Genomic DNA, 16,745 nt, shown 5'->3' with positions numbered 1-16,745 from the left:
ACAGGGTTTTTTACGCGTTAGCGCGGGGTGACGCACTGGCGCATTTAACGCAAAAAATACTCTACAACACCGCTGTGACGTCCATCATCCCTTCGGTCTTGTGAAGAGGACCAGTATGCCCAGAATAATGTCGCCAATCACCCAAATGCCGCCAATAGCCATGACACCTAAACCGGCACCGATCGCAGCACCCGCTCTTTCCGCATCAGAAGCCGCGTTGTTGACCACCTCGCCGCTTCCACTTAATCCGGCAACAAGGCAGTAGATCATGAGAATGTTGAACAGGATGAAAGCCCATTTGATGACTTTGCCAAAGAACGAACGGCGTGGTTTTCTGAGCTGTTTGGCACATGACGGACAACGTAATGCTGAATCACTTACTTCCTTATGACACTCCGGGCAGCTGACTAAAACCATAATCACTCCTTAATTTATGTGATTAACAGTTACAAATGGACGTCATTTTATAAGATTTTTACGCATTGACAATATTTATGTGGCTGTTTTTTATGGCGTTGCTTTGAGAGCCGTGTTTGTGCACGGTCGGTCTGGAGCAGGGGAAGTGCTGCCAACGTAAGCAACATAAGGGAAACAGGAATCAACGCGCGGTCTCTGAAGCCTGATGATGAGCAGGCTCAGACCTCAGAAACGGGGTGATGTGCGCTATAGTTTCTCAGGAAAGCGGGTCAACATAGTGAAGTGAAACCAGGGTGATAAGGCAGAGGCTAAACAGGTAAACTGAGTATTAAGCCAGCAGCGTGCGAACGTTGTTTTCATCATCCCGCTAACTGTTAAGGGGAAGGGCAGGGAATCCATTATGAATATTAGTGCCGTAGCGAAAAAGACCGGACTGACCAGCAAGGCTATTCGTTTTTATGAGGAGAAGGGCGTCGTGACGCCCCCGTTGCGCGGGGATAATGGTTACCGGCATTACAATACGCATCATCTTGATGAGCTGAATCTACTGCGCCAGGCGCGCCAGGTTGGCTTTACGCTGGATGAATGCCGCGAACTGGTTGCGCTGTTTAACGATCCTGAGCGTCACAGCGCCGATGTGAAGGCGCGTACGCTGCAAAAAGCCGATGAGATTGCTGCGCATATTGAAGAGTTGCACGCCATGCGCGCACGTTTGCTGGCGCTGGCGGCAGCCTGTCCGGGCAACGACAGTGCAGACTGTCCCATCATTAATGACCTGGCAGGTTGCTGCCGTCAGGCTGACGGCAAACGTGGCTGAATACGTAGCGTGATGCCTTCAACGGCCACGATGACCACTTCGGTTCCGGCAGGCAAATTGTGTTCGGCCTGAACGCGCCAGCTGCTGTCACCGATGCGCACATGTCCGATACCGTTTTGCAGCGTCTGTTCCAGCGTCAGGTGTAAACCAATCATCTGGCTGCCGCGCTGGTTCAGCGAACTGGGCTGCTGCTGACGTTCGCGGTAGCGTAGCCAGCGAGACCATAAAAATACGCTGACCAGTGTGAACAGGGCAAACAGCATCCCTTGTGCGGCCCAGTTCATGGGGAGAAACCAGACTACAAGGCCAACCAGCATGGCGGCCAGCCCGCTCCAGAGCAGATAACCACTGGTACCCAGCATCTCAGCCGCCAGCAGTAAGCCGCCCAGCGTCAGCCAGAATCCGTGCGGATGCGCCACAATTTCGCTGAGCATCAGCGCGTTGACTCGCTACGGGTTTCTTTTAACAACTCACTGATACCGCCAACGGCACCCATCAGGCTGCTGGCATCCAGCGGCATCATCACCACTTTACTGTTGCTGGATTCGCCAATTTTTTGCAGCGCGTCGGTATATTTCTGCGCCACAAAGTAGTTCACGGCCTGGATATTGCCTGAGGCAATGGCGTCCGACACCATTTTTGTCGCACGGGCTTCCGCTTCGGCCTGGCGCTCACGCGCTTCTGCCTGAAGGAAAGCTGACGTTCTTTCCCCTTCCGCTTTCAAAATCTGGGCCTGTTTCTCTCCCTCCGCGCGCAAAATCTCTGCCTGACGCACGCCCTCCGCCGTTAAAATATCGGCACGTTTGGTACGTTCGGCCTTCATTTGCGCATTCATAGCACCGATCAGCTCTTGCGGCGGCCGGACATCGCGGATTTCGATACGGGTGATTTTTACGCCCCAGGGATTGGTGGCTTCATCCAGAATATGCAGCAGGCGCGTATTAATGCTGTCACGCTGGGACAGCATCTCGTCAAGTTCCATGCTGCCCAGCACGGTGCGCATATTGGTCATAGTGAGATTGAGGATAGCCAGTTCAAGATTACTGACTTCATAGGCAGCCCGTGCCGGATCGATAGCCTGAACAAAACAGACGGCGTCGATGGTCACGTTCGCATTATCTTTGGAGATGATCTCCTGGGAGGGAATATCCAGCACCCGTTCCATCATGTTGATCTTATGCCCGATACGATCCATGAAAGGCACGACCAGACTCAGGCCGGGCTGCAGTGTACGGGTATAACGACCAAAGCGTTCAACTGTCCACTGGTAACCTTGCGGCACAATTTTCACGCCGGACCAGACAATGACCAGTGCGACCAGAATAAGAACGGGAATAACCGTGAACATATAACCTCCGGGTTGTCAGCGTGACGGGCCAAGTCGTTCGGCCCGTTTTCTGCTTATCTCAGTAAAGCAGGGAGTAAAGCTGGCGGCGGTAGCGCGCAGCGAGGGCGTCGCCGGTGCCTAATGCAGCCAGAATCTCCTGCAACATTTTACGCGCCTGGCCATCTGCAGCATTCAAATCGCGCTTGATAAAGCTGAAGAGCAGTTCCAGCGCTTCTTCATTGCGTCCGACCTGATGCAGCTGAAGCGACAGTTTGGTTGCCAGTTCGGCGTTGTCCGGATCACTTTCCAGCTGCGACTGCAACTGCTGAATTTCTGGCGTGTCAGCGGCCTGTTTCAGCAGGTCGATCTGCGCGACCAGGCTTTGATAACGGGTGTCCTGATCCTGGAGGGGAACGGCCTTTAATACGGTTTCAGCTTCGTCGCTACGATTTAACGTAATCAGCACTTCTGCCAGCAGAAAGCCGATTTCGCTGTCTTTATTACTGAGCTGCCAGGCGTCTTTCAGCAGCGGCAGCGCGTCCAGCGGTTTGCCTTCCTGCATCAGCGCCATCGCCTGTTGGGCTTTTAGCTCTTCTTCGCGCGGCAGCACTTTTTCCAGCAGGGCGCGCACGGCCTCTTCTGGCTGCGGCCCCTGGAAGCCATCGACGGGCTGGCCATTCTGGAACAGGTAAACCGTGGGAATGGAGCGTAACCCAAACTGTGAGGCAACCCGTTGTTCCTTGTCACAATCCAGTCTGGCAAGAATAAACTGGCCTGCATATTCCTGCGCCAGGCGTTCCAGCAGTGGCGTCAGTTCCTGACAGTGTTGGCTGCGATCCGACCAAAAGTAGAACAGCACCGGAATCTGCATTGACTGCTCAAGGGTCTGATGCAGGTTGGATTCGTTAATGTCGATAATCGAAGCGTGTGGTGACATGACTAAGTCTCTTTGCAGAAAATGTTTAAAGAATATGGGGCCGACCGACCCGGCTTCAAGTTGTATTCGCGGATTCGCCTCACTGACTGCGAATTATGCGATCCAGTATCCAGCCAGGCAGCAGACGTTTCAACAGGCTCATGATATGCGCGACCAGCGTCACCGGATAACGCAGGCGAGGATGGTTGCTCTCCAGTGCGTGGCGCAGTTTGGGTAAAATGGCCTCAGGTGGTAATGTAAAACGTGCCGCAAGGCCCGGATTTTGCACCGGATTATCCTGCTCACCCTGGGTGACATTATCCGTGAAGCGGGTATGAATGGGGCCCGGTTCGATTAAACTGACACGCACGCCACTGGTATGCAGTTCCATACGTAACGCGTCGCTCCAGGCTTCCAGCGCGTATTTACTGGCCGCATAAGCGCCGCGGCCCGGCGTCGAAATAATGCCCAGCACCGAGCTGGTATTAATGATTCGGGCATTGCCCCAGGCCTTTAAGGCCGGGAGCAGGCGCAGGGTGAGCTGATGAGTGCCGAACACATTGCTGGAAAACTGCTTTTCCAGTTGCTGACGCGTCAGGGTATTTAAGGGACCATAGGTGCCAAATCCCGCATTGTTAAACAGCGCAAACAGTCGGCCATGCGTCAGCGCCAGTACCCTGTCGGCAGCGCGATCAACGCTGTCAGGATCGTCCAGATCCAGTTGCAGCCCTGTGAATCCCAGGCTGTCCATCCGTGCAACATCGTCGGCTTTACGACAGGCTGCGATGACGTGATAGCCGCGTGCCAGCAGATCTTTGGCGGCGACCAGACCAATCCCGCTGGAGCAGCCCGTTATCAAAATGGTTTTTTGCATGCGTTACCTTTTTTGCACAACTACTGCTTAACTAAGGGAGCCAGCTCTTTTGCCATCAGGTCGGCGATAAACGGTTGGGCATCAGGATTGGGGTGAATCCCATCCTGCTGCATCCATTCCGGTTTCAAATAAACCTGCTCCATAAAAAAGGGCACTAAAGCAATGTCGTACTGTTTTGCCAGTTGCGGATAAATATCGCGGAAGGCATCAGTATAACGGCGGCCATAGTTCGCGGGTAAACGTATCTGCATCAGAATCGGTTTTGCCTTTGCGGCTTTCACCTGATAGATGATGGTGCCCAGCGTTTGCGCCACGTCTTTGGGAGGAAAGCCGCGCAGACCGTCATTACCGCCCAGTTCGATTAACACCCACTGCGGCTGATGTTGTTTTAATAGGGCAGGTAAGCGTGCCAGCCCTTGTGCGGCGGTATCGCCACTGATACTGGCATTCACGACGCTGGGCTGCTGCTGCCACTGTTTATTCAGCAGGCTGGGCCAGGCCTGACTGGCTGACATTTGATAGCCTGCGCTCAGGCTGTCACCCAGCACCAGCAACGTATCGGCCGCAGCAAGACGGGACACCAACAGACAGCACAATAACAGGAAAGGATAATGCCAGCGGAAAACATTCTTGAAGTTCATCATCTTACTAAGTCCGTGGGTCAGGGAGAGCATCAGTTAACCATCCTTACCGGAGTTGAGTTAGTTGTCAAACCAGCAGAAACGATAGCCCTGATTGGCGAGTCAGGATCCGGTAAATCTACCTTGCTGGGCATTCTGGCCGGGCTGGATGACGGCAGCGAAGGTGAAGTGCATCTGTTGGGGCAGCCGTTACATCACATGAACGAAGAACAGCGTGCCGCGTTGCGCGCGAAGCAGGTCGGTTTCGTGTTCCAGTCATTTATGCTGGTGCCCACGCTCAACGCGCTGGAAAACGTCCAGTTACCTGCACTGCTGCGCGGTGAGAGCGATCGGCAGAGCCGCGACCAGGCGCGCGATCTCCTGACGCAGTTAGGCCTGGCCGGGCGTTTACAGCATCTGCCTGCGCAGTTATCCGGCGGCGAACAACAACGCGTTGCGCTGGCGCGGGCGTTCAGCGGCCGTCCGGGGCTGCTGTTTGCCGATGAACCCACAGGCAATCTGGATCGCCACACCGGCGATCGCATTGCCGACCTGTTATTTTCCCTCAATCGCGATTTTGCCACGACGTTAATTCTGGTTACCCACGATGCGCAGCTGGCGGCGCGTTGTAACCGCCGTTTGCGTCTGCGCGAGGGAAAATTATGGGAGGAAAAATGATCTGGCGGTGGTTCTGGCGTGAGTGGCGCTCGCCCTCATTATTGATCGTCTGGCTGGCGTTAACGCTGGCTGTCGCCTGTGTGCTGGCGCTGGGATCGATTAGCGATCGCATGGAAAAGGGGCTGAGCCAGCAGAGCCGGGATTTTATGGCAGGCGATCGCACGTTGCGCAGCAGCACGGCTGCGCCGGCGGCATGGCTGGATAAAGCCCGCGAAACGGGGTTGTCAGTCAGCCGACAGTTAAGCTTTATGACCATGACTTTTGCCGGTCAGACACCGCAGTTGGCTGCGGTGAAAGCCGTAGAAAACACTTATCCGATGTTTGGTGAGCTGAAAACGCAGCCGCCAGGCCTGAAGCCCCAGCCCGGTACCGCGCTGGCCGCGCCGCGTTTAATGGCACTGCTTAGTCTGCACGTCGGCGATGAACTGGATGTAGGCGATACCACGCTACGTATTACGGGTGAGATTATCCAGGAGCCAGATGGCGGTTTTAATCCGTTTGAGATGGCCCCGCGTTTACTGATTAACCTGGCTGACGCGGATAAAACCGGTGCCATCCAGCCCGGCAGTCGCCTCACCTGGCGCTATAAATTCGCAGGCAAGCCTCAGCAACTGGACACGTATGACCGCTGGATAACGCCACAGATTAAAACCGGGCAGCGCTGGATCAGTATTGAAAATTCGGAAGACGCGCTGGGCCGCTCCATGCAGCGTGCCCAGCAGTTTTTGCTGTTATCTGCTCTGTTAACGCTGATGCTCGCCATTGCCGCGGTGGCGGTCGCCATGAGTCACTACTGCCGCAGCCGCTACGATCTGGTGGCCGTGCTGAAAACGCTGGGTGCCACGCGCGGCGCGTTACAACGATTGATCATCGGTCAGTGGCTGGCGGTGTTGCTGCTGGCCGCCCTGGCCGGTGGCGCAGTCGGTCAGGTGGTTGAAGCCATCCTGATGGCGATGTTGAAACCGGTGCTGCCGGCGTCTCTGCCAGCGGCCAGCCTGTGGCCGTGGGTGTGGGCGATCGGTTCGCTGTTTATGATTTCCCTGCTGGTGGGATTACGTCCTTACCGCTTGCTGCTGGCGACACAGCCGTTACGCGTGTTGCGACGCGATGCCGTTGCCGCCGTCTGGCCGCTGAAAATCTATCTGCCCGCGATGGGCTTACTGGTGGTGGCGCTGCTGGCGGTACTGGTCGGCGGCAGCAAAATGCTCTGGGCACTGCTGGCGGGCGTAATGGTGCTGGCAGGGCTGCTGGCCCTGCTCGGCTGGGGCACATTACTGCTTCTGCGTCGTTTGTCCGTACGTAATCTGGCGCTGCGGCTTGCCATTAATCGTTTACTGCGTCAGCCTGCTATGACGCTGAGTCAGCTTGCCGCCTTTTCCCTGTCGTTTATGTTACTGGCGTTGCTGCTGGTGATGCGGGGTGATCTGCTGGATCGCTGGCAGCAGCAGTTGCCCGCAGACAGCCCGAACTTTTTCCTGCTCAACATCACGGCGGAGCAGATTCCGCAGGTGCGTGAGTTTCTGCAGTCGCATCAGGTTAAACCTGAAACCTTTTACCCGATTGCGCGCATGCGCCTGAGTGAGATTAACGGTCAGCCTGCCGATCCCGCACGGGACAACGCGCTGAACCGCGAACTGAATCTGACTGCGCTGGCAACGCTTCCCGATCATAATCCGCTTGTCGCGGGGAGCTGGCCGCCCAAAGCCGGAGAAGTGTCCATGGAGGTGGCGCTGGCCGATCGCCTGGGGGTAAAACCGGGCGACAGTTTGACCTTTGAGGGCGATACGCAGCGGTTCAGCGCCAAAATCACCAGTCTGCGAAAAGTGGACTGGGAAAGCCTGCGCCCCAATTTCTTTTTTATTTTTCCCCCCGGCGCGCTGGACAGCCAGCCGCTGACCTGGCTGACCAGTTTCCGTCTGGACAACCGTGCCGCATTACTGGCGCAGCTTAACCGCACATTTCCCACGCTGAGTCTGCTGGATATCGGCAGTGTCCTGCGTCAGATTGGACAGGTTCTGACCCAGGTCAGCCAGGCACTGGAAATCATGGTGGTGCTGGTCACGGCCTGCGGTGTATTACTGCTCATGGCGCAGATTCAGGTGGGGATGCGTCAGCGCCGACAGGAGCTGGTCGTCTATCGCACGCTGGGCGCGGGCAAACGTCTGCTGCGCACTACGTTGTGGTGTGAATTTGCGCTGATTGGCGTCGTCTCGGGCATTGCGGCGGCGCTCGGTGCTGAGGCCGCACTCTGGGCATTGCAGCGTAAAATCTTTGATTTTCCGTGGCAACCCGACTGGACATTGTGGCTGGCCTTACCGCTGGGCGGCGCGCTCTTACTGTCGCTCTGTGGTGGCTGGCTGGGCGTGCGTTTGTTGAAAGGCAATGCGTTGTTCAGGACGTTTGACGCGACGTAAAACCGACCGGGCGCGATGATACTGCGCCCGGTCGTGAACAGATTTACAGCTTGGCTGCTGCCCAGCGAATACCGCTGGCATACCCGGCAGGTAACAGCGGCAACAAGGCCTGCAAGGCGGCAGCGAGACGGCTCTGGTCGCTGTCGGTCAGGTTGAGGTGACCGACTTTGCGTCCTTCACGCACCGCTTTGTCGTACCAGTGCAAATGCACCAGCGGCTGCTGGAGCCAGTCAGTATTTAACGCTGTGCCAATCAGGTTAACCATCACTGAGGGCGCAATGACCACGGGCTGTGGCAGAGCCAGACCCAGAACAGCGCGCAGGTGAAGTTCAAACTGACTGATTGAGGCCCCGTTCTGAGTCCAGTGCCCGCTGTTGTGAACGCGAGGCGCCAGTTCGTTAATCAGCAATCCCTGCGGCGTGACAAAGCATTCCATGGCCATGACGCCGACGTAGTTCAGCTCGTGCAGGATGGCGCTTAACATCGCCTCAGCCTGCTGTTGCTGCGCGGCATCTGCCTGCGGGAACGCAACGCTGGTACGCAGAATGCCTTCTTCATGCAGATTATGTGTCAGCGGATAAAATACGGTGCTACCATCATGGCCGCGCGCGCCGACCAGCGACACTTCCCCCGAGAAGTTAATGCCTTGTTCGACAATGCATTCACCATAACAGTCGTCGGGTAACGTATCGGTTTCACCGGCACGTAACCGCCATTGGCCACGACCGTCATAACCGCCTGTGCGGCGCTTAACAATAGCCAGTTCGCCCAACGTTTTGAAAACGTGCGGCCATTCACCTTTATCCGCCAGCAGTTGCCAGGGGGCAGTCGCCAGACTGAGCTGATCCAGCAGCTGTTTTTGCGTCAGACGGTCGGCCAGCCGCGGGAAGATATCGCGATTCACAAAGGCCGGGTGGCTCGCGAGTTCGCGCGTCAGTGCCGTCTCGGGCCAGCGTTCGATCTCAGCCGTAATCACGCTCCCGGCGATAGGCAGGGCAGCAGGGTCGGCATCCAGGCCAACCGGATGCACGGCAATGCCCATAGGCTCGCCCGCCTGACGTAACATACGGCCAAGCTGTCCGTTACCCAGTACGCAAACCGGCTTCATGCTTCCTCCCGCGGGTCCGGATTGTCCAGTACCTCATCGGTCTGTGACTGACGCCAGGCGGCCAGACGTGACGCCAGCGCGCTGTCATGAATCGCCAGAATCTGCGCCGCCAGCAGGGCTGCGTTAGCGGCACCCGCTTTGCCAATGGCCAGCGTGCCGACCGGAATGCCGCGCGGCATTTGTACAATCGAGTAGAGGCTGTCGACGCCGCTCAGCGCGGCGCTCTGCACCGGCACACCGAGTACCGGCAGCAGGGTCTTGGCAGCCAGCATCCCTGGCAAATGCGCCGCGCCACCGGCACCGGCAATAATCACCTGAAAACCGTTGTCCGCTGCGGTTTCCGCAAAGCTAAACAGTTTATCCGGGGTACGGTGCGCTGACACCACTTCCACATGGAAGGGCACGTCCAGGCTGGTAAGGATTTCCGCAGCGAACTGCATGGTGGACCAGTCACTTTTGGAACCCATAACAACTGCGATGCGGGCCGGGGCGGCATTCGACGACATGCGGTCAACTCCTGTGAATAAAAACACACCTGACCAGGCGGACAGGTTTTGAAGGGCACAGAGAATACCATGAGAAAGGCGCAAGGAAAACGGTTGCGTCGGGCGGGTTAGCGTCAGACGATAAGCTTATCGCATCAGGAATGCATACGGCCTGAGTGAGACAACTCAGCTCACCGCAGGGCGGGGAAGGCAGGCGGCAGGGCGTGAACGCGTTTCACTATGCTGGCCTGCCGCCCGTTCGCACAGTACCCGGGTACCTTGCGCCGCTCGACGGGCCTCAGCGCAGGTGTGCAACGCGATGTCACCGGACGACTAAAAATCGAAGTCGATGAGCTGGATGCCGTTTGCATCCAGTTGGATCATTGATCCCCGGCTGTGCCAGGCACCCAATACCGCGCGCTGTGCGGGGGCTCCGTTCAGCGACACATCATGGATGGCGGGGCGGTGCGTATGACCATGAATCAGTAAAGGCACCTGCTGACGTACCATCGCATCGACCACGGCCTGTTGATTGACATCCATAATCTCCAGCGACTTATGCTGGTTGGCCTGTTTACTGTTGGCGCGCATCCGTGCCGCAATCCGTTTACGAATAAACAGCGGCAGCGTCAGGAACAGACGTTGAATCCAGGGATTATGCACTTTCGCCCGGAACTGCAGATAACCCGCATCGTCGGTGCACAACGTATCGCCATGCATAATCAGAAGTCGGTGACCATAAAGCGTCAGAACCTGCTCCTCGGGCAATAAGGTCATGCCGCTGGCGCGGGCAAAGCGTTTGCCGATCAGAAAATCGCGGTTGCCGTGAATAAAAAAGACCGGCACGGGCAGGGCATGAAGGGCGCTGGCAACCTGTTGATGCAGCGGATTCGGATCGTCATCACCGATCCAGGCTTCGAACAGATCGCCCAGAATATAAAGCGCGTCGCAGTGAGGCGCTTCGCGCTGCAAAAAATGCAGAAAACCGGCGGTAATCGCCGGTTCTTCCTGACACAGATGGAGATCTGCGATAAACAGCGTGCGCGACATTACTCGCTAACGGTCACTTTCTGAATGATGACGTCATCTTTCGGTACGTCCTGATGCATACCGCTGCGACCAGTTGAAACCGCTTTGATTTTCTCTACCACGTCCATCCCTTCAACCACTTCAGCAAATACACAGTAACCCCAGCCCTGCAGGCTTTCGTCACGGAAGTTCAGGAAGTCGTTGTCCGCCACGTTGATGAAGAACTGTGCGGTCGCAGAGTGCGGCGCAGAGGTACGGGCCATGGCCAGCGTGCCTTTGGTGTTTTTCAGACCGTTGTTGGCTTCGTTACGGATCTCTTCTTTAGTGGCTTTCTGCTTCATGCCAGGCTCAAAACCGCCGCCCTGAATCATAAAGCCGTTAATCACACGGTGGAAAATGGTGTTGTCGTAGAAACCTTCACGGCAGTAATCCAGGAAGTTCTTTACGGTTGCGGGCGCTTTGTCATCGAAGGTCTTGATCACGATATCGCCATGGTTAGTCTGGAAAGTTACCATTTTTTTCGTCCTGTAAAGGTTGTCGTCAGTAGCATAGGGTGTGCTTTTAAGCGCACACGCCTTTTTCTCGAACGTTCTTATATCATAATTTCCGATAATACGTCAGCCAGGCAGCGCAGTTGGCTTGCTTTGCGTCGCGTGACAGATAAAAATACGGCACAATAACAGGATACTCAAAACGGTGCGTTACGCACGCCTCACTACGGAAACCCCCAATGCTGAAGATTTACAACACCCTGAGTCGACAAAAAGAGGAATTCACCCCTATTCATGCTGGCAAAATCGGCATGTATGTCTGCGGCATCACGGTGTATGACCTCTGTCACATTGGGCACGGGCGCACGTTTGTGGCCTTCGACGTGGTCTCGCGCTATCTGCGCTACGTCGGTTATGACGTCAATTATGTGCGCAACATTACCGACATTGATGACAAAATCATCAAACGAGCCAACGAGAATGGCGAGAGCATCGAAACGCTGACCAACCGTATGATCGGCGAAATGCACAGCGACTTCTATGCGCTGGGGATTTTACCGCCGGATGTGGAGCCGCGTGCCACGCGCCATATTCCTGACATCATTGCGCTGGTGGAAACGCTGATTGCCCGCGGTCACGCCTATGTCGCGGATAACGGCGATGTCATGTTTGATGTCCTGAGCGATGTTGATTATGGCGCACTGTCGCGTCAGGATCTGGAGCAGCTACAGGCAGGTGCGCGTGTAGAGGTTGCCGACGTGAAACGTAACCCGATGGATTTCGTGCTGTGGAAAATGTCCAAAGCGGACGAACCTTCATGGCCATCGCCGTGGGGCAACGGTCGTCCGGGCTGGCACATTGAATGTTCGGCGATGAACTGCAAACAGCTGGGTGCGCACTTTGATATTCACGGTGGCGGTTCTGATCTGATGTTTCCCCATCATGAAAACGAAATCGCCCAGTCGACCTGTGCCCACGATGGTCCGTATGTGAATTACTGGATGCATTCCGGCATGGTGATGATTGACCGTGAAAAGATGTCGAAGTCACTGAACAACTTTTTCACCGTGCGCGATGTGCTACAGCATTATGATGCCGAAACCGTGCGTTACTTTCTGATGTCGGGCCACTATCGCAGCCAGCTAAATTATGGTGAAGATAACCTGAACCAGGCACGCGCCGCGCTGGAACGCCTTTACACCGCGCTGCGTCATACTGACCGCACCGTAGCGGCCAGCGGTGGCGAGGCGTTCGAAGCCCGTTTCCGCGAAGCAATGAACGACGATTTCAACACGCCAGAAGCCTATTCGGTGCTGTTTGATATGGCGCGTGAAGTGAATCGTCTGAAAAGTGAAGACATGACGGCCGCCAGTGCGCTGGCAGCAAAACTGCGTGAAATCGCCGATGTATTGGGGATTCTGCAACAGGAGCCGGAAGTGTTTTTGCAAAGCAGTGCCCAAGGCAATGACGACGAAGTGGCAGAAATTGAACGCTGGGTCAAAGCCCGCGCTGATGCGCGTGCGGCGAAAGACTGGGCACAGGCGGATGTGGCACGCGATAAGCTCAATGCGCTGGGCGTGATTGTGGAGGACGGACCGCAGGGTTCCACCTGGCGACGTAAATAAAACGCAACACAGGAGAGGGCGAGCAATCGCCCTTTTTTGTCGATGACGATAAAGCAGATTCACATTCGCGGTTTCCGTTCGGTACGCGATCTCACACTTCCGCTGCACCCGCTAAACGTGGTGAGCGGTCCCAACGGCTGTGGTAAATCCAATCTTTATAAAGCGGTGCGGCTGCTACACGAGGCGGCTAACGGACGGCTTGCTCTGGCGCTGGCCGAAGAGGGCGGGGTGCAAAAAGTGATGTGGGCGGGCGGATTGCGCCGTGGCGACCGCCGACATGATCCTAAGCGGCTCATCCTGGCCGTGACGATGGATGATATGGATTACCAGCTGGAAACCGGTTTTCCTGAACCGCTATCAACGAGCCTGTTTAACCTGGATCCGCTGGTTAAAGAAGAACGCATCTGGCTGAGTGGCCAGCAGCGCCGACCGTCTTCCTGCATTATGCAGCGCACTAATCAGACCGCCTTTCTGCATAACATCGACGGGGAGCGCGTCAGTTATGCTGGCGTACTGCATCCTGAAGAATCCCTGTTTGGACAACTGGGTGAGCCGCACCGCTATCCCGAACTTTCCCGGATGCGTGAACGTCTGAAAGCATGGCGCTTTTATCATGAGTTTGCCGTCTGGCCAGGTTCACCGATTCGTTCGCCGCAGATTGGCGTGCGCGCACCCGTTCTGGCCCATGATGGCAGTAATCTTGCCGCAGCATGGGCAACGATAGTGGAACGTGGGCATCATGAACTGTTGTATAAAGTGATGAAAACAGCCTTCCCGGACACTGAGTTTCAGGTGGATGTGCAGAACGGACGTTTTCAGATGCTGATGCAGCGCCAGGGCATTTTGCGCCCGCTGGAAAGCGCCGAATTTTCCGATGGTACGCTGCGCTTCCTGTGCCTGGTCGTGGCGCTGCTCAGCCCGCGCCCGCCGGCCTTTATGGCGCTGAACGAGCCTGAGAACAGCCTGCATGAGGATTTACTGCCTGCCCTTGCCGCCCTGATTGCCGAGGCCAGTCAGTTCAGTCAGTTATGGATCACCAGCCATTCACCCCGGCTGGCGACGCTGATTGCACAACATGCAGAGGTCAGTCACATTGCGCTGGAGCAGGTTAACGGTGAGACGCGGATAGTGGGAGAGGCGCGGATTTAAGGTGCCCCGCCTGGGGCACCAGCGGATCAGGCAACAACGGTAACGCGCTGCCCGGCAAACTCGACCGTTTGCCCCTGAAAGATTTTGCAGCGCTTACGGGTTTCGACTTCGCCGTCGACCCGCACCTCGCCGTCACCGATCGCCACTTTAGCCTGTGCACCGCTTTCTACCCAGCCTTCAAGTTTCAGCAGATCGCAGAGATCAACGTGGGGAAATTTGCCCAAAGAAAACGTAGCCATTATGCCTGCTCCCCATCATGAAACGCTTCGCATGCCTGCAAGGTATTTTGAATAAGTGTCGCCACGGTCATTGGCCCTACGCCACCCGGAACCGGGGTGATATAAGAAGCACGTTCAAAGGCAGCCTCATAATCCACATCCCCGACCACTTTGCCGCTTTCAAGACGGTTAATACCGACGTCGATGACGATTGCGCCCGGTTTAATCCAGTCGCCCGGAATAAAATGGGGTTTACCGACCGCGACAATCAGCAGATCGGCGTGTTCAACGTGGTGGCGCAGATCGCGGGTAAAACGGTGCGTGACGGTGGTTGTGCAGCCGGCTAACAGCAGTTCCATGCTCATGGGACGGCCCACAATGTTTGATGCACCGACAACCACCGCATTGAGCCCGTAAGCATCAATGTTGTAGCGCTCCAGCAGTGTCACAATGCCGCGCGGGGTGCACGGGCGCAGTTTTGGCGCACGCTGGCACAGGCGACCAACGTTATAGGGATGGAAACCATCAACATCTTTATCGGGCGTGATGCGCTCAAGCACTTTGACGTTATCAATGCCGGCTGGCAAAGGCAGCTGCACCAGAATGCCATCGAGCGTGTTGTCGCTGTTCAGAGTATCAATCAGCTGCAGCAATTCCGCTTCACTGGTGGTGTCGGGCAGATCGTAAGAGCGAGAGATAAAGCCGACTTCTTCACAGGCGCGGCGTTTGCTGCCGACATAAATCTGTGAGGCAGGGTTCTCACCTACCAAAACTACGGCCAGACCTGGTGCACGTTTACCGGCGGCCAGGCGTTGTTTCACTTTTTCTGCAACCTCAAGCCGTACCTGCTGCGCAATCGTTTTACCGTCAATAATTTTTGCTGCCATCAGAGCGTAAATCCACTGTGTTGAGTTTGAATCGGGAATGGCGCCTATTTTGTCAGAAGCACGTCCGGCTGTCAGGTAGAGATTCTGACCACAGTGTGGTTACCGACATTTCGCCGTGACGAAAGTATGGGTTAACGCTTATGATGCCAGACAGAGAAATGAAGGGAAGACGTAATGATTTGGTTAATAATCGCCACTTTAGTTGTCGTGTTTGTTATAGGCTTCCAGCTGCTGACCGCCGGTTCGCGCCATGCCGCGCAGGCGCTCAGTAAGCGTCTACAACTCCCGCCGGTTCACATCGAATCCATGCTTTCCCTGATGGGAAAGGAGGCGGCAAAAGAGTTTACCGACTACATCAGCGGTGATAATGAAGCACATCTGAATAATGGTGCGGCAGTGCTGGTAATCTGGCAGGTGTTGATTGTCGATGGCAGCGATGAAAATCTCTGGCGCTGGCACGGCGCACTCAGCCGGGCAGGCTTTACCGCGACGATTTCCCGCCAGCAGTTGTTGCTGGCGTTGGGCTTTTTGCGCCAGCTGGAACCGGATAGTCATGAGCTTAATGCGCTACGCGAGCAGTATAATACGCGCGTGACTCAGCAAGGCGTTGAGCTGGAAGGTGAAACCGCCGAGGTGAGTAACCTGGTGTCGCTGAGCGCCTGGCGAGACAAACATTAGCGAAAATTGGTCATTACCTGGGCACTCACCGCGTCGGCGCGGCAAAAACGTTGACGTAACAGCGTTCAACCGTATAATTCGACCCAACCTCTCCGCGCCCTTAGCTCAGCTGGATAGAGCACCGGCCTTCTAAGCCGTAGGTCACAGGTTCGAATCCTGTAGGGCGCGCCACTTTCTCTTCTGTTTACATCCCTTAAAGTCTACTTTTCCCTTAAAAATCAGAACATAAATCTTTTAACTGGTCCATTTCGGTCCAGGGTCACCTATTGCGTTCTTATCCAATATGGGGGCACGATAGGGGGCATCGACAGGTTCAATGGAAATGATGCCCCCAAATGAAGCTAACAGCCCGACAAATCGACTCTGCGAAGCCCAGGGAAAAGTCATACAAACTTTCCGATGGTGGAGGTATGTATCTTGAAATATTTCCAAACGGAGCCAAAAGCTGGCGACTCAAATACCGTATAGCTGGTAAAGAGAAGCGGGTCGTGTTTGGGACATATCCGTTACTGAGCCTCGCAGAAGCCAGACAGAAGCATTCAGAAGCTAAGAAGCTTCTGCTGGAGGGCGGAGATCCGAGTCAGCAGAAGCAGGATATCAAGGCTGCAAAAATTCTGGCTGTTAATAACAGCTTTGAGCTTATCGCTCTTGAATGGCATGAGCACAAGAAGCCATCATGGTCCAAAGGTTATGCAACAGATATTCTTGAATACCTGAAGAAGGATATTTTTCCTCACATTGGCAAAAGACCTATTGCAGACATTAATGCAAAAGAGATGCTCGATGTTTTTCGCAAGATGGAGAAACGGGGAGTTCTGGATAAGCTAAAGAAAACCCGTCAGGCATGTCGCCAGTTTTTTATCTATGCAGTGATTTCTGGCAGGGCTGAGCACAACCCCGTATCAGATTTACTTTTCAGTAAAAAACCTCAAAATTTCCCCTGGTACGATGAAGAGAAGAAAATCAAATATTCAAATGGTTTGTGTCTTTTGTTTGAGGGGCAATTTTTCAC

General features: G+C 55.3%; 19 protein-coding genes and 1 tRNA gene. 8 read left to right on the top strand and 12 right to left on the bottom strand.

Annotated elements, in window-relative coordinates:
* Positions 1 to 84 precede the first annotated feature (84 nt).
* On the bottom strand, positions 85 to 417 hold the full coding sequence (locus RAC90_RS13280) for a hypothetical protein (protein ID WP_375124440.1): 333 nt from the start codon (positions 415 to 417) through the stop codon (positions 85 to 87).
* Between the two features lie 400 nt (positions 418 to 817).
* Between RAC90_RS13280 and cueR the strand changes: the two genes are divergently transcribed.
* A complete protein-coding gene (gene cueR, locus RAC90_RS13275; RefSeq protein WP_006117867.1) occupies positions 818 to 1,234 on the top strand; it encodes a Cu(I)-responsive transcriptional regulator in 417 nt (138 codons plus the stop codon).
* Here cueR and RAC90_RS13270 read toward each other — a convergent pair.
* The 5 genes from RAC90_RS13270 to tesA form a co-directional block, all read right to left on the bottom strand.
* On the bottom strand, positions 1,210 to 1,668 hold the full coding sequence (locus RAC90_RS13270; protein ID WP_033738715.1) for an NfeD family protein: 459 nt from the start codon (positions 1,666 to 1,668) through the stop codon (positions 1,210 to 1,212). The two genes, cueR and RAC90_RS13270, sit on opposite strands and share 25 nt — an antisense overlap.
* Positions 1,668 to 2,582: an SPFH domain-containing protein gene (locus tag RAC90_RS13265; RefSeq protein ID WP_006117865.1), complete on the bottom strand. Its 915-nt coding sequence runs from the start codon at positions 2,580 to 2,582 to the stop codon at positions 1,668 to 1,670. Before RAC90_RS13265 ends, RAC90_RS13270 begins: the two co-directional genes overlap by 1 nt.
* A gap of 58 nt (positions 2,583 to 2,640) precedes the next feature.
* Positions 2,641 to 3,498 carry a co-chaperone YbbN gene (locus RAC90_RS13260; RefSeq protein WP_006117864.1) on the bottom strand — a complete coding sequence of 286 codons (858 nt, stop codon included), beginning with the start codon at positions 3,496 to 3,498 and terminating at the stop codon, positions 2,641 to 2,643.
* Between the two features lie 79 nt (positions 3,499 to 3,577).
* Positions 3,578 to 4,351, bottom strand: coding sequence for an SDR family oxidoreductase (locus RAC90_RS13255; RefSeq protein ID WP_033738720.1), 774 nt, complete (start codon positions 4,349 to 4,351; stop codon positions 3,578 to 3,580).
* A 20-nt stretch (positions 4,352 to 4,371) separates the two neighbouring features.
* A complete protein-coding gene (gene tesA, locus RAC90_RS13250; RefSeq protein WP_375124439.1) occupies positions 4,372 to 4,995 on the bottom strand; it encodes a multifunctional acyl-CoA thioesterase I/protease I/lysophospholipase L1 in 624 nt (207 codons plus the stop codon).
* On the opposite strand from tesA, the gene ybbA reads away from it, so the two are divergent.
* Together ybbA and ybbP are read left to right on the top strand one after the other, a co-directional pair.
* Positions 4,963 to 5,649, top strand: a complete 687-nt coding sequence (gene ybbA, locus RAC90_RS13245) for a putative ABC transporter ATP-binding protein YbbA (RefSeq protein WP_375124438.1) — start codon at positions 4,963 to 4,965, stop codon at positions 5,647 to 5,649. The two genes, tesA and ybbA, sit on opposite strands and share 33 nt — an antisense overlap.
* Positions 5,646 to 8,063: a putative ABC transporter permease subunit YbbP gene (gene ybbP, locus RAC90_RS13240; RefSeq protein ID WP_375124477.1), complete on the top strand. Its 2,418-nt coding sequence runs from the start codon at positions 5,646 to 5,648 to the stop codon at positions 8,061 to 8,063. The genes ybbA and ybbP overlap by 4 nt, the downstream gene beginning before the upstream one ends.
* Before the next feature lie 43 nt (positions 8,064 to 8,106).
* On the opposite strand, the gene purK is transcribed toward ybbP, so the two are convergent.
* The 4 genes from purK to ppiB all read right to left on the bottom strand — a co-directional run bounded on the left by purK (position 8,107) and on the right by ppiB (position 11,200).
* The gene (gene purK / locus RAC90_RS13235; RefSeq protein WP_054634390.1) at positions 8,107 to 9,171 is read right to left on the bottom strand and encodes a 5-(carboxyamino)imidazole ribonucleotide synthase; all 1,065 of its coding nucleotides are present in this window, start codon (positions 9,169 to 9,171) and stop codon (positions 8,107 to 8,109) included.
* Positions 9,168 to 9,677 carry a 5-(carboxyamino)imidazole ribonucleotide mutase gene (gene purE / locus RAC90_RS13230; protein ID WP_006117858.1) on the bottom strand — a complete coding sequence of 170 codons (510 nt, stop codon included), beginning with the start codon at positions 9,675 to 9,677 and terminating at the stop codon, positions 9,168 to 9,170. The genes purK and purE overlap by 4 nt, the downstream gene beginning before the upstream one ends.
* A 312-nt stretch (positions 9,678 to 9,989) precedes the next feature.
* On the bottom strand, positions 9,990 to 10,706 hold the full coding sequence (gene lpxH / locus RAC90_RS13225; protein WP_058708297.1) for a UDP-2,3-diacylglucosamine diphosphatase: 717 nt from the start codon (positions 10,704 to 10,706) through the stop codon (positions 9,990 to 9,992).
* The gene (gene ppiB, locus RAC90_RS13220; RefSeq protein WP_006117856.1) at positions 10,706 to 11,200 is read right to left on the bottom strand and encodes a peptidylprolyl isomerase B; all 495 of its coding nucleotides are present in this window, start codon (positions 11,198 to 11,200) and stop codon (positions 10,706 to 10,708) included. Before ppiB ends, lpxH begins: the two co-directional genes overlap by 1 nt.
* Positions 11,201 to 11,415: 215 nt before the next feature.
* Between ppiB and cysS the strand changes: the two genes are divergently transcribed.
* Both cysS and RAC90_RS13210 read left to right on the top strand, forming a co-directional pair.
* A complete protein-coding gene (gene cysS, locus RAC90_RS13215; protein WP_375124437.1) occupies positions 11,416 to 12,801 on the top strand; it encodes a cysteine--tRNA ligase in 1,386 nt (461 codons plus the stop codon).
* Between the two features lie 42 nt (positions 12,802 to 12,843).
* A complete protein-coding gene (locus tag RAC90_RS13210; RefSeq protein ID WP_058708299.1) occupies positions 12,844 to 13,950 on the top strand; it encodes an AAA family ATPase in 1,107 nt (368 codons plus the stop codon).
* A gap of 26 nt (positions 13,951 to 13,976) precedes the next feature.
* Here the strand turns inward: RAC90_RS13210 and ybcJ are convergent, their stop codons facing one another.
* Both ybcJ and folD read right to left on the bottom strand, forming a co-directional pair.
* Positions 13,977 to 14,189 carry a ribosome-associated protein YbcJ gene (gene ybcJ / locus RAC90_RS13205; RefSeq protein WP_006117853.1) on the bottom strand — a complete coding sequence of 71 codons (213 nt, stop codon included), beginning with the start codon at positions 14,187 to 14,189 and terminating at the stop codon, positions 13,977 to 13,979.
* Positions 14,189 to 15,055, bottom strand: a complete 867-nt coding sequence (folD, locus tag RAC90_RS13200; protein WP_375124436.1) for a bifunctional methylenetetrahydrofolate dehydrogenase/methenyltetrahydrofolate cyclohydrolase FolD — start codon at positions 15,053 to 15,055, stop codon at positions 14,189 to 14,191. The genes ybcJ and folD overlap by 1 nt, the downstream gene beginning before the upstream one ends.
* A 174-nt stretch (positions 15,056 to 15,229) precedes the next feature.
* Here folD and RAC90_RS13195 point away from each other — a divergent pair, with 174 nt between their 5' ends.
* The 3 genes from RAC90_RS13195 to RAC90_RS13185 all read left to right on the top strand — a co-directional run.
* Positions 15,230 to 15,733, top strand: a complete 504-nt coding sequence (locus tag RAC90_RS13195) for a DUF1198 family protein (protein ID WP_039338456.1) — start codon at positions 15,230 to 15,232, stop codon at positions 15,731 to 15,733.
* A 94-nt stretch (positions 15,734 to 15,827) separates the two neighbouring features.
* A tRNA-Arg gene (locus RAC90_RS13190) sits at positions 15,828 to 15,904 on the top strand.
* Positions 15,905 to 16,068: 164 nt separating this feature from the next.
* On the top strand, positions 16,069 to 16,745 hold a 677-nt coding region (locus tag RAC90_RS13185), incomplete at its 3' end, for a tyrosine-type recombinase/integrase (protein ID WP_375124435.1).

Source organism: Pantoea sp. CS_6, from assembly GCF_041954745.1.
In the GTDB taxonomy this organism is placed as follows: domain Bacteria; phylum Pseudomonadota; class Gammaproteobacteria; order Enterobacterales; family Enterobacteriaceae; genus Pantoea; species Pantoea stewartii.
This window is presented reverse-complemented; position numbering and strand designations above follow the sequence as displayed.